We start from the raw sequence: 12,701 nt of genomic DNA, 5'->3' as shown, positions 1-12,701 counted from the left end.
CAATTTATTATTTGCAAAACATATAAATCAGGTCAAATCTAGATTTTTAATAAATATATGGTTAGGGAGAACCTTTGATGACTATCAGTATTAAAGGTATTAATACCGGTGTTATTCGTCAGAAGAATGAATTTGTTGCTTTGGCATTGAAGATTAAAGAACCAAGAAATAAAGAGTCGTTATTTTTTCTCTCTCCGCTTGGACTAAGAGATCTGCTTATCGCGCTCGAGAGCAGACTCTATACAAAGCACCAGCTTAGCGAAGACGCTCGTTTGCAATATGAAAAAGAACGTGACAAAGCCAGCAAAAAAATGCACGAAAATATCCCTTTAATTCAGGAAGATGAGTTAAGGAACGCGGATATTAACTTTCGCATAAATTCGCTCATGTTAGTGAATAATAAAGGGGAAAACTTAACATTTTCTCTGACGTTGCATGACGGAAAAACGCACGAACTACGGGTTAATGAATTACAGATTCAAGTGCTGGTCCATGCAATTATTCATGCAATAAATAATACAGGCATGCGGGAGTTGGCGCTACGAATTACATCACTACTGGATTTTCTGCCGCTGTATGATGTTGATTGCCAGCAAAACGACAATCTTGAATACGACTCTTATACACAACCAGAATGGAAGCATAACCTGTTTAATCATTATCTGGCGATTATCTATCGTTATAAGGATGAAAAAGGGAAAGTCCAGTTCTGTGGATCGGTAGTAAAAACTCGCGCCCTTTCCGGCAGCAAAGAAGCCGAAGCCATTACTCGTCGTCTTCTCGATTTCAGCCCTCGGCTGAAAAAAATAGCGGGCGTACCCTGTCAGGTATTTGTCAGAACGTTGACGAGTGATAAGGCGCAAAAGCTCACTCAGGATCAATGCTTGCGCGCACTACATCATTTACGCGTCCAGTCTGCGCAAAAAGTTCAGAATGCCTGATGGCGTTGCGCTTATCAGGCCTATGACCAAGCGAATTTGGTAAGTGCTTTTCATTACGCAAAATCATTCAATCTGCATCACGGCGGCAAGCAAAGAGATCCCCAGGAGCATAGATAGCTATGTGACTGGGGTTTCATAGCGCAGCCAACAAGGAGGCAGGATGAAGTGTAATCAATTAGGGCACTTATAAACCTGGCCAGTCATCTCACTGGCAGTAGGAACAAAGCTGGAAAGCATTCCTTGTGATGGGCTGCTGACGCCATAAATCACGTTACCACCCATTGCTGCGGCCTGGTTACGCAGATCGTTTGCAGCACCACGCATTGAACCACCCTCTTCGCCGTGCTGGCCAGAAAGCCAGTTACTTTGTTTGCCGGTTGCAGTGCCAATCAGTTGACACTCTGCGCCAGGCTTGTCTTCGACAAAGCGTACGCTTTGTCCGGCAGAACTCAGTTCGTTGCTGGAGCTACAACCCGCCATCAGTAGCGCGGCACCAACGATCCCTGCTAAATATTTCACGTGCATGTCATTCCCCATAATCAATTAGCTGGACGTTATGTCCGTAGCTGAATCATATACTAAAAAGATGACCAAAAGAAAAACCCCCGGACATTTCTGCCCAGGGGTTTCTCAATTCTGAGAGATTCAGAACAACATGATTACATCATGCCGCCCATACCGCCCATGCCGCCCATACCACCAGCAGCACCTAAGTCAGGCGCATCGCCTTTCGGCAGGTCGGTAACCATGCACTCGGTGGTGATCATCAGACCCGCAACAGAAGCAGCGTACTGCAGAGCAGAACGCGTTACTTTGGTTGGATCCAGGATACCCATGTCGATCATGTTGCCGTACTCTTCAGTTGCAGCGTTGTAGCCGTAGTTACCGTCGCCCGCTTTCACGGTGTTAGCCACTACAGAAGGTTCTTCGCCGCAGTTCAGCACGATTTGACGCAGCGGGGATTCCATTGCGCGCAGCGCAACTTTAATACCAACGTTCTGGTCTTCGTTCTGGCCTTTCAGACCAGCAATTTTGCTTGCTACACGGATCAGCGCAACACCACCACCAGCAACCACGCCTTCTTCTACCGCAGCACGGGTCGCGTGCAGGGCATCTTCAACGCGGGCTTTCTTCTCTTTCATTTCAACTTCAGTCGCAGCACCTACTTTGATAACTGCAACGCCGCCTGCCAGTTTCGCTACGCGCTCCTGCAGTTTTTCACGGTCGTAGTCGGAAGTTGCTTCTTCGATCTGCTGACGAATCTGAGTCACGCGACCCTGGATTGCAGCTTCGTCACCCACGCCATCGATGATGGTGGTGGTGTCTTTGTTGATAACAACGCGTTTAGCCTGACCCAGATCTTCCAGAGTTGCTTTTTCCAGCTCCATACCGATCTCTTCAGAGATAACGGTACCACCGGTCAGGGTAGCGATATCCTGCAGCATCGCTTTACGACGGTCGCCGAAGCCTGGTGCTTTAACCGCAGCCACTTTCACGATACCGCGCATGGTGTTAACAACCAGAGTTGCCAGCGCCTCGCCTTCAACATCTTCAGCGATGATCAGCAGCGGTTTGCCTGCTTTCGCAACGGCTTCCAGAACCGGCAGCATTTCCCGGATGTTGGAGATTTTCTTATCAGCCAGCAGGATGAACGGGCTTTCCAGTTCTACTGCGCCAGTTTCCGGCTTGTTGATGAAGTAAGGAGACAGGTAGCCACGGTCGAACTGCATACCTTCAACCACGTCCAGTTCATCCTGCAGACCGGTACCGTCTTCAACGGTGATCACGCCTTCTTTACCGACTTTGTCCATCGCTTCAGCGATCAGTTTACCTACGGTTTCGTCGGAGTTAGCGGAGATAGTACCAACCTGAGCAATAGCTTTAGAGTCGGAGCACGGTACGGACAGTGCTTTCAGTTCTTCAACGGCAGCAGCGACAGCTTTGTCGATACCACGTTTCAGATCCATCGGGTTCATGCCCGCAGCAACGGCTTTCAGACCTTCAGTGATGATGGACTGAGCCAGTACGGTTGCGGTGGTGGTACCGTCGCCTGCAGCGTCGTTCGCTTTAGAGGCAACTTCTTTCACCATCTGCGCACCCATGTTTTCGAACTTGTCTTCCAGTTCGATTTCACGTGCTACGGAAACACCATCTTTAGTGATGGTCGGTGCACCGAAAGATTTATCCAGAACTACGTTACGGCCTTTTGGACCGAGGGTAACTTTCACTGCATCTGCCAGTACATTTACGCCGCGCAGCATTTTCACACGAGCGTCGTTACCGAATTTTACGTCTTTAGCTGCCATTTTCTCTTTCCCTTAAATTCGTATGTTCAGTGTCGTTCGCGGATTAGGCTTCAACAATTGCCAGGATGTCGCTTTCAGACATGATCAACACTTCTTCATTGTCGATCTTCTCAGATTTAACACCGTAGCCATCGTTGAAAATAACGATATCGCCGACTTTAACGTCCAGCGGCTGTACGGTACCGTTGTCCAGGATGCGACCCTTACCGACAGCGATGATTTCGCCACGAGTTGATTTACCTGCTGCAGAACCGGTCAGTACGATGCCACCAGCAGATTTAGATTCAACTTCTTTACGTTTGACGATCACACGATCATGTAACGGACGAATACTCATTGATAGCTCTCCTTTGAGAAAGTCTTTATCAGTTATGGGTGACGCCGGCCCGTAAACGGTTTCCCGGCTAGTGACCAGAGAGATGGGGATGGGGTTTTGTGCCTTCAAGGGGGCAAGCGAAAAAAAATTTTTATCAGCAGAAAATCCCGTCAAAACGCCGACGCGCCTCACATTTCATAACGATTTCAGCCGCGTCGTCATAAGCAAATCCGATTGTGATACCATCAAAAATCTGCGCTGTAGCCCGTCATTGGGCATAACCGGATAACAACTTATGAGCGGACTGAAACAAGAGCTGGGACTGGCTCAGGGCGTTGGCCTGTTGTCGACATCATTGTTAGGTACAGGCGTTTTCGCCGTCCCTGCGCTGGCTGCGCTGGTGGCCGGCAACAACAGTTTGTGGGCCTGGCCGGTGCTGATTGTTTTAGTTTTTCCCGTGGCGATTGTCTTTGCCATACTGGGTCGCCATTTTCCCAGCGCGGGCGGCGTAGCGCATTTTGTCGGCATGGCCTTTGGCTCACGCCTGGAGCGCGTCACCGGATGGCTGTTTTTGTCGGTGATTCCCGTCGGCTTGCCCGCGGCATTACACATCGCCGCCGGATTTGGTCAGGCGATGTTTGGCTGGCATGACGAGCAACTGCTGTTGGCGGAACTCGGTACGCTGGGATTGGTTTGGTATATCGGCTCTCGCGGCGCAAGCTCCAGCGCGAATCTGCAAACGGTCATTGCCGGACTGATTGTTGCCCTCATTGTCGCTATCTGGTGGGCGGGCGATCTGAAACCTGGCGAAATCCCCTTCCCTGCGATTAGCGATATTGAACTACCCGGGCTATTCGCCGCGCTGTCGGTGATGTTCTGGTGTTTTGTTGGCCTTGAAGCCTTTGCTCATCTGGCGTCTGAATTCAAAAATCCTGAGCGGGATTTCCCGCGCGCGCTAATGATAGGTCTGCTGCTGGCGGGCTCTGTTTATTGGGCATGCACCGTCGTCGTGCTTCATTTTGGCGCCTACGGCGAACAGATGGCGGCAGCGGCATCACTGCCAGAGATCGTCGTGCAGCTGTTTGGCGTACAGGCACTGTGGGTCGCCTGCATCATTGGTTATCTGGCCTGTTTTGCCAGCCTTAACATTTATATTCAAAGCTTCGCCCGGCTGGTCTGGTCGCAAGCACAGTATAAACCGGAGAGTCATCTGGCACGTCTGTCTCCCCGTCACCTTCCACGCAATGCGCTAAACGCCGTATTGGGCTGCTGCGTGGTGAGTACCTTGTGCATCTATATGCTGCAAATCAATCTCGATGCGTTAATCGTCTATGCCAACGGTATTTTTATTATGATTTACCTGCTGTGCATGCTGGCGGGATGTCGATTACTGAAAGGGCATTACCGCGCACTGGCAGTCATTGGCGGTCTGCTGTGTCTACTGCTACTGACGATGGTTGGCTGGAAGAGCCTGTACGCCCTGGTTATGCTGGCTGGGCTGTGGCTGTTTTTACCGAGTCGGAAAATGGCTGAGGCCAAATAAGCAATAAAAAAGCCCGGTAGTACTTACCGGGCCTGCGGGGTCAGTCTCGACGATCGTCGTCTTTATGATCAAGACGGTTGCGCTCATCGTCTTTACGCTGAAATTCACCGTCGAAGGTCTCACCGCCACCGGTTCCAGCGCTAAAACCGCCACCCGGCATCCGCGAAAAACGTAAATGCGGCAGCAGTTTCATCGTCAGATGTTTTTGCACCGGAGGTAATAAAAGGAGAAGACCGAGGAAATCGGTGAAAAAGCCGGGCAGCACCAACAGCAAACCAGCGATAATCAGCGACACGCTTTTGATCATTTCTGCAGCCGGACTTTCACCAGCCGCCATTTTTTGTTGCATCAGTAAAAAGTTCTTAAATCCCTGGTTACGAACCAGTGACATACCGATAACCGACGTAAAAATAACCAAAATCAGCGTCATCAGGACACCAAATACATGGGCGACCTGAATAAAAATGGATATCTCTATGTAAACATAGAGAAAAATGGCAATTAGTGGTATCCAGCGCAAGGGGATCTCCTGTTAATAACAGTCGTTTTTTTCAACGCCTGTACGAAAATTATGTGACTCGCATCGGTTTGATATTGTGGTGGTTAGCAAAATTTCAAGCGGCTTGTACACTAATATTTAGGGTTAATCACAAAGGGGTGATCCATTTCACAGAATAATAAATAAGGGGTAAATTCCACGCTTTAAGTGATCCAGATTACGGTAGAAATCCTGAACCAGCATATGATCTCGAGTATCAGACCGATGCAGGGGATAATCGTCGGTCGAGAAACAATCGAAATCACATATATCCTGTGTGTTTAGTCAAATCATTGGCAGCTTGAAAAAGAAGGTTCACATGTTAAACAACATTCGTATCGAAGAAGACTTGTTGGGTACCAGGGAAGTTCCAGCGGACGCCTACTACGGTGTTCACACTCTGAGAGCGATTGAAAACTTCTACATTAGCAACAACAAAATCAGCGACATTCCTGAATTTGTTCGCGGTATGGTAATGGTTAAAAAGGCAGCGGCAATGGCCAACAAAGAGCTGCAAACCATTCCTAAGAGTGTGGCAAATGCCATCATCGCGGCGTGTGATGAAGTCCTGAATAACGGAAAATGCATGGATCAATTCCCGGTAGACGTTTACCAGGGTGGTGCGGGTACCTCCGTCAACATGAACACCAACGAAGTGCTGGCCAATATCGGTCTGGAACTGATGGGTCACCAGAAAGGTGAATATCAGTACCTGAACCCGAACGACCACGTTAACAAATGTCAGTCTACCAACGACGCTTACCCAACCGGCTTCCGTATCGCTGTTTACGCATCCATCATCAAACTGATTGATGCTCTGAACCAACTGCGTGAAGGCTTCGAACAAAAAGCTGTTGAATTCCAGGACATCCTGAAAATGGGTCGTACCCAGTTGCAAGATGCTGTACCGATGACTCTCGGTCAGGAATTCCATGCTTTCAGCGTACTGTTGAAAGAAGAAGTGAAAAACATTAGTCGTACCGCAGAACTGCTGCTGGAAGTTAACCTCGGCGCAACGGCAATCGGTACAGGTCTGAACACGCCGAAAGAATACTCCCCGCTGGCAGTACAGAAACTGGCTGAAGTCACTGGCTTCGCTTGTGTTCCTGCTGAAGACCTGATTGAAGCGACGTCTGACTGCGGCGCATACGTTATGGTGCACGGCGCACTGAAACGTCTGGCTGTTAAGATGTCCAAAATCTGTAACGACCTGCGTTTACTCTCCTCTGGCCCACGTGCTGGTCTGAACGAGATCAACCTGCCAGAACTGCAGGCGGGTTCTTCTATCATGCCAGCAAAAGTGAACCCGGTTGTTCCGGAAGTCGTAAACCAGGTGTGCTTCAAAGTCATCGGTAACGACATCACTGTCACCATGGCATCTGAAGCGGGTCAGCTGCAGCTGAACGTAATGGAACCGGTCATTGGCCAGGCAATGTTTGAATCCATTCACATTCTGAGCAATGCTTGCTACAACCTGCTGGAAAAATGCGTTAGTGGTATCACTGCTAACAAAGAAGTCTGTGAAGCGTTTGTATTCAACTCCATCGGCATCGTTACTTACCTCAACCCGTTCATCGGTCACCACAACGGCGACATCGTCGGTAAAATTTGTGCCGAAACCGGTAAGAGCGTACGTGAAGTTGTCCTGGAACGCGGTCTGTTGACCGAGTCTGAACTGGACGATATCTTCTCTGCACAGAACCTGATGCACCCTGCTTATAAAGCAAAACGTTATACTGATGAAAGCGAACAGTAATCGTGTAGGGTAGTACCGGAGAAGGCACGTCATGATGACGTGCCTTTTTTCTTACTCGAAGTTACTTAAAAACAACAATTTAATATCAACTTGTTAAACAACAAGGAAGGCTAATATGATAGTTTTAGAACTTATCATCGTTTTGCTGGCAATCTTTTTAGGTGCCAGACTTGGGGGTATAGGTATTGGATTTGCAGGTGGGCTGGGTGTTCTGGTTCTTGCCGCTATTGGCGTAAAACCGGGTAATATTCCGTTCGATGTTATTTCCATTATCATGGCGGTTATCGCTGCTATCTCTGCCATGCAGATTGCCGGTGGTCTGGACTATCTGGTTCATCAAACTGAAAAACTGCTGCGTAAGAATCCGAAATACATCACGATCCTTGCACCTATCGTGACCTATTTCCTGACGATCTTTGCCGGTACCGGCAACATCTCTCTGGCTACTCTGCCGGTTATCGCTGAAGTCGCGAAGGAGCAAGGTATCAAGCCTTGCCGTCCGCTCTCTACCGCAGTGGTTTCCGCACAGATTGCGATTACGGCGTCTCCAATCTCCGCGGCTGTGGTTTACATGTCTTCCGTCATGGAAGGTCATGGCATCAGCTACATTCACCTGCTGTCCGTGGTCATTCCATCCACTCTGCTGGCCGTTCTGGTGATGTCCTTCCTGATCACCGCACTGTTCAACTCCAAACTGTCTGACGACCCGATTTATCGTAAGCGTCTGGAAGAAGGCCTGGTTGAACTGCGCGGTGAAAGACAAGTTGAAATCAAAGCTGGCGCGAAAACCTCCGTTTGGCTGTTCCTGCTGGGCGTGGTTTGCGTCGTTGTATACGCCATCATCAACAGCCCAAGCCTTGGCCTGGTCGCTAAACCGCTGATGAACACCACCAACGCAATCCTGATCATCATGCTGAGCATCGCGACGCTGACGACAATCATCTGCCGCGTTGAAACTGACTCCATCCTGAACTCCAGCACCTTCAAAGCCGGTATGAGCGCCTGTATTTGTATCCTGGGTGTTGCATGGCTGGGTGATACCTTCGTATCTCACAACATTGACTGGATCAAAGATACTGCAGGTAGCGTAATCCAGGGTCATCCGTGGCTGCTGGCGGTCATCTTCTTCTTTGCTTCTGCACTGCTGTACTCTCAGGCTGCAACCGCTAAAGCACTGATGCCGATGGCTCTGGCTCTGAACGTTTCCCCGCTGACTGCTGTTGCGTCTTTCGCCGCGGTTTCTGGCCTGTTCATTCTGCCAACCTACCCAACTCTGGTTGCGGCGGTTCAGATGGATGACACCGGAACAACCCGCATCGGTAAATTCGTCTTTAACCATCCGTTCTTCATCCCAGGTACTCTGGGTGTCGTTCTGGCTGTCTGCTTCGGCTTCTTGCTGGGCAGCTTCATGCTATAAGACTTTACTGCAGGGTGCCTTCGCACCCTGCAGTTCCTCCTCTTTATCACCCCGCTTTAGCTAACATCCTTCCCTCGTCCGTTGTATAGTGACCACTCTTTAGCTGGTTACTCTGTTCTTTCGAGGTGTTTATGCTTGATGTAAAGAGTCAGGATATTTCCATCCCCGATACCGTTGTGGTGCTCTGTACTGCGCCGGATGAAGCAACCGCCCAGGATCTGGCTGCAAAAGTGCTGGCGGAAAAGCTAGCCGCCTGTGTAACGCTACTGCCCGGTGCGACCTCCCTCTATTATTGGGAAGGTAAACTGGAGCAGGAATATGAAGTCCAGATGATTTTAAAAACCACCGTTACGCACCAGCAAGCCTTACTCGATTGCCTGAAGTCACATCATCCATATCAAACACCTGAACTTCTGGTTTTACCCGTCATTCACGGAGACTTTGATTACCGCTCATGGCTCAACGCATCCTTACGCTGATCCTGCTGCTGTGCAGCACATCTACTTTTGCCGGATTATTTGACGCGCCAGGCCGCTCGCAGTTTGTACCTGCCGATCGGGCGTTTGTTTTTGATTTCCAGCAAAACCAACACGATCTGAACCTCACATGGCAGGTTAAAGATGGCTATTATCTGTATCGCAAACAGATAAGCATTACGCCTTCTCAGGCTGATATCGCCGAGGTAAAACTACCGCCGGGGGTCTGGCATGAAGATGAGTTTTACGGCAAAAGTGAGATATACCGTAAACAGTTGACCATCCCGGTCACGATCAATCAGGCGAAATCTGGCGCAACATTAACGGTCACGTACCAGGGCTGTGCTGACGCCGGATTTTGCTACCCGCCAGAAACCAAAACCGTACCGTTAAGTGAAGTATCCGCCGATACCCAGGCAACACCTGCGCCAGCGCCAGCCACTGTCGCGCCGCAAGAGCAACCGGAGCCCGCAGCCAAACTCCCCTTTACCGCTCTGTGGGCATTACTGATCGGAATAGGCATCGCGTTTACGCCCTGCGTATTACCGATGTATCCATTGATTTCCGGCATAGTGCTGGGCGGCAAGCAACGATTATCAACCGGGCGCGCACTGTTGCTGACGTTTATCTACGTCCAGGGGATGGCGCTCACCTATACCGCGTTGGGTCTGGTTGTTGCGGCCGCTGGATTGCAGTTCCAGGCCGCACTACAGCATCCTTACGTTCTGATTGGCCTTGCCGTCATCTTTACGCTGCTCGCGTTATCGATGTTTGGTTTGTTTACGCTGCAGCTCCCTTCATCGCTGCAAACGCGCCTTACATTGATGAGTAACCGCCAGCAAGGTGGTTCTCCCGGTAGCGTCTTTGCGATGGGGGCGATCGCAGGTCTCATCTGTTCTCCTTGTACCACAGCCCCGTTAAGCGCGATTTTGCTGTATATCGCTCAGAGCGGGAACATGTGGCTGGGAGGCGGCACGCTGTATCTGTACGCGCTGGGGATGGGATTACCTCTGATGCTGATTACCGTATTTGGCAATCGCCTGTTACCTAAAAGCGGCCCCTGGATGGAGCATGTCAAAACCGCTTTTGGTTTTGTCATTCTGGCGCTTCCCGTCTTCTTACTCGAACGCATCATTGGCGACGAATGGGGCGCTCGCCTGTGGTCAGCGCTTGGCGTCGCATTCTTTGCGTGGGCATTCATCACCAGCCTGCAGGCAAAGCACGCCTGGATGCGCATCGTGCAGATTGTCCTGTTAGCTGCAGCGCTGGTCAGCGTAAGACCATTACAGGACTGGGCGTTCGGTGCGCCGCATGCTCAAGACCAGACGCATCTTAACTTTACGCCGGTAGCATCGGTAGATGCGCTAAATCAGGCGCTGGCGCAAGCTAAAGGCAAGCCTGTTATGCTGGATTTGTATGCCGACTGGTGCGTGGCCTGCAAAGAGTTTGAGAAGTATACGTTCAGTAACCCACAGGTTCAGCAAGCGCTCGGCAACACAGTGCTTTTGCAGGCGGATGTGACGGCAAACAATGCCCAGGATGTTGCTCTGCTGAAGCATTTACAGGTTTTAGGTTTGCCGACTATTTTGTTCTTTGACGCTGAAGGGAAAGAGCACCCGGAGGCCCGGGTAACGGGCTTTATGGATGCCACGGCCTTCAGCGCACATTTGCGCGATCGCCAACCGTGAGCGACACTTGCAACAGGAAATACGGAGGAGAATACCGTGCAACGTGAAGATGTCCTGGGAGAAACCCTGAAATTACTTGAGGTTCAAGGGATAGCCAATACCACGCTGGAAATGGTGGCCGAACGTATCAATTATCCTCTTGATGAACTACAACGCTTTTGGCCCGATAAAGAGGCCATTCTGTACGATGCGTTACGTTACCTCAGCCAGCGGGTGGATATCTGGCGGCGTCAGCTTTTGCTGGATGACACCCAGAGCGTTGAGCAGAAATTACTGGCACGCTACAACGCGCTGTCCGAATGCGTGAGCAATAATCGCTATCCAGGCTGCCTGTTCATCGCCGCCTGTACGTTTTACCCCGATCCCGGACATCCGATCCATCAGTTAGCCGATCAACAAAAAAAGGCGGCACATGACTTCACCCATGAACTGCTCACGACGCTGGAAGTTGACGACCCGGCAATGGTTGCCAAACAGATGGAACTGGTGCTGGAAGGCTGCCTGAGCCGCATGTTGGTCAATCGTAGCCATGCTGATGTCGAAACAGCACACCGTCTGGCTGAAGATATCCTGCGCTTTGCTCAGTGCCGTATGGGCGGTGCGCTGACTTAAGCGCACAACGCTTATTGGGTGGTGAGAAATTGGCACCACGCTATTTTGTTCAATCTTCAGGCATAAATGCGTAGATTGCCGTAATATTAAGCGGTTGAACGGTTTTTCCCGAAATTTAATTGACTGACAGACGTGAATACGGTTTAATGCGCCCCGTTGCCCGGATAGCTCAGTCGGTAGAGCAGGGGATTGAAAATCCCCGTGTCCTTGGTTCGATTCCGAGTCCGGGCACCACTATTTAAAGAACCCGCCCTAAAGGCGGGTTTTTGCTTTTATAGTTTCTGATACTTTCCAACTGTTCATCTCTCAATATCCTTACAGAGTTTCCCCGCTCACAATCCATATATAAAATAGCCATGCCAGTTAACAAGAAGACATCTGGGCTCTATAAGAAGATGGGCTTTAAAGTGACGGGACGCACGGAAGTAGTCGATCTCGGACGACCGTATCCGCTACTGAAACTGGTGCTCGGGTAATGATGTAGACTGTTATCGATACTGTTATCACCTGCAAGCATTTTGATGTTCCGGCATTCCGGATTGAAGGCATGACAACCACAGCGCCGTCAGGCGCTGTTATCTCCCGCGCTTTTCACCACGCTGTACGGCTATGTGTCTGCTCACATCGAACGGCTCACCTGATTTCAGCACCCCGTAAGCCACCTGCGCCAGCTTGCGCATCATCGCGCCGATTATCACTTTCCCTTTCTTTCCATTCCCTGCCAGACGCACCCGGAATGCCCGTCCCCATTCTGTTTTACTCACCGCCACCATCGCAGGCATATACACTGCGGTGACGGCCATCTGGCCGCACCACATCGACATCCAGCCAGGCTTTAGAGACGTCGATACCGATAAAATGAAGTTCCTGTTCCATAGTGAGACCAGCCTTGTGAATGCGGATTATCGGGAAAAGCGGTCCATGATACTGTCCGGTTTGTCACTTGTGGATAACGGCAGTCCGCTGCATAAATCTACAGCACAGGTTATGAACCTAAGGCCGGATAAGGCGCTGCGCCGCAGCCGGCAGATTTCACGGCGCACAGACGCAAAAAAGCCCATCCGGCAGGATGGGCTTCTTCACTTTATTTGATGCCTGGCAGTTCCCT

General features: G+C 50.3%; 11 protein-coding genes, 1 tRNA gene and 2 pseudogenes. 9 read left to right on the top strand and 5 right to left on the bottom strand.

Annotation, left to right across the window (positions count from 1 at the left end; translation table 11 throughout):
• The first annotated feature begins 77 nt into the window (after positions 1-77).
• A complete protein-coding gene (gene yjeJ / locus OGX99_RS01430) occupies positions 78-941 on the top strand; it encodes a YjeJ family protein (protein WP_187253590.1) in 864 nt (287 codons plus the stop codon).
• A 171-nt stretch (positions 942-1,112) separates the two neighbouring features.
• On the opposite strand, the gene OGX99_RS01425 is transcribed toward yjeJ, so the two are convergent.
• The 3 genes from OGX99_RS01425 to OGX99_RS01415 form a co-directional block, all read right to left on the bottom strand.
• The gene (locus OGX99_RS01425; protein ID WP_151217317.1) at positions 1,113-1,466 is read right to left on the bottom strand and encodes a DUF4156 domain-containing protein; all 354 of its coding nucleotides are present in this window, start codon (positions 1,464-1,466) and stop codon (positions 1,113-1,115) included.
• A gap of 134 nt (positions 1,467-1,600) precedes the next feature.
• A complete protein-coding gene (groL, locus tag OGX99_RS01420) occupies positions 1,601-3,247 on the bottom strand; it encodes a chaperonin GroEL (protein ID WP_003025464.1) in 1,647 nt (548 codons plus the stop codon).
• Positions 3,248-3,290: 43 nt separating this feature from the next.
• The gene (locus OGX99_RS01415) at positions 3,291-3,584 is read right to left on the bottom strand and encodes a co-chaperone GroES (RefSeq protein ID WP_000027827.1); all 294 of its coding nucleotides are present in this window, start codon (positions 3,582-3,584) and stop codon (positions 3,291-3,293) included.
• A gap of 274 nt (positions 3,585-3,858) precedes the next feature.
• On the opposite strand from OGX99_RS01415, the gene yjeH reads away from it, so the two are divergent.
• Complete coding sequence (gene yjeH / locus OGX99_RS01410; RefSeq protein ID WP_286542369.1) at positions 3,859-5,106, top strand: L-methionine/branched-chain amino acid transporter; 1,248 nt, start codon at positions 3,859-3,861, stop codon at positions 5,104-5,106.
• A 40-nt stretch (positions 5,107-5,146) separates the two neighbouring features.
• On the opposite strand, the gene OGX99_RS01405 is transcribed toward yjeH, so the two are convergent.
• The gene (locus OGX99_RS01405; protein WP_151217315.1) at positions 5,147-5,626 is read right to left on the bottom strand and encodes an FxsA family protein; all 480 of its coding nucleotides are present in this window, start codon (positions 5,624-5,626) and stop codon (positions 5,147-5,149) included.
• A 337-nt stretch (positions 5,627-5,963) separates the two neighbouring features.
• On the opposite strand from OGX99_RS01405, the gene aspA reads away from it, so the two are divergent.
• From aspA to OGX99_RS01370, 7 genes and pseudogenes are all read left to right on the top strand, one after another.
• A complete protein-coding gene (gene aspA, locus OGX99_RS01400; RefSeq protein ID WP_016151388.1) occupies positions 5,964-7,400 on the top strand; it encodes an aspartate ammonia-lyase in 1,437 nt (478 codons plus the stop codon).
• Positions 7,401-7,515: 115 nt separating this feature from the next.
• Positions 7,516-8,817, top strand: coding sequence for an anaerobic C4-dicarboxylate transporter DcuA (gene dcuA, locus OGX99_RS01395; protein WP_151217313.1), 1,302 nt, complete (start codon positions 7,516-7,518; stop codon positions 8,815-8,817).
• Positions 8,818-8,948: 131 nt separating this feature from the next.
• Positions 8,949-9,296 (top strand): divalent cation tolerance protein CutA, encoded by a 348-nt coding sequence (gene cutA, locus OGX99_RS01390; protein ID WP_151217311.1) that lies wholly within the window; start codon positions 8,949-8,951, stop codon positions 9,294-9,296.
• A complete protein-coding gene (locus tag OGX99_RS01385) occupies positions 9,272-10,981 on the top strand; it encodes a protein-disulfide reductase DsbD (RefSeq protein WP_286542367.1) in 1,710 nt (569 codons plus the stop codon). The genes cutA and OGX99_RS01385 overlap by 25 nt, the downstream gene beginning before the upstream one ends.
• A 36-nt stretch (positions 10,982-11,017) precedes the next feature.
• Positions 11,018-11,593 (top strand): transcriptional regulator, encoded by a 576-nt coding sequence (locus tag OGX99_RS01380; protein WP_210904338.1) that lies wholly within the window; start codon positions 11,018-11,020, stop codon positions 11,591-11,593.
• Between the two features lie 158 nt (positions 11,594-11,751).
• Positions 11,752-11,827, top strand: a tRNA-Phe gene (locus tag OGX99_RS01375).
• A 146-nt stretch (positions 11,828-11,973) separates the two neighbouring features.
• Positions 11,974-12,069 (top strand): annotated as a pseudogene (locus tag OGX99_RS01370) (acetyltransferase); the annotation flags it as partial.
• Positions 12,070-12,168: 99 nt separating this feature from the next.
• Here the strand turns inward: OGX99_RS01370 and OGX99_RS01365 are convergent.
• Positions 12,169-12,384 (bottom strand): annotated as a pseudogene (locus tag OGX99_RS01365) (IS110 family transposase); the annotation flags it as partial.
• Positions 12,385-12,701: the final 317 nt, after the last annotated feature.

The organism is Citrobacter sp. Cu096 (assembly GCF_030332285.1).
In the GTDB taxonomy this organism is placed as follows: domain Bacteria; phylum Pseudomonadota; class Gammaproteobacteria; order Enterobacterales; family Enterobacteriaceae; genus Citrobacter; species Citrobacter meridianamericanus.
Note: the sequence above shows the minus strand (reverse complement) of the source record. Positions and strands in the feature narration are given on the sequence as shown.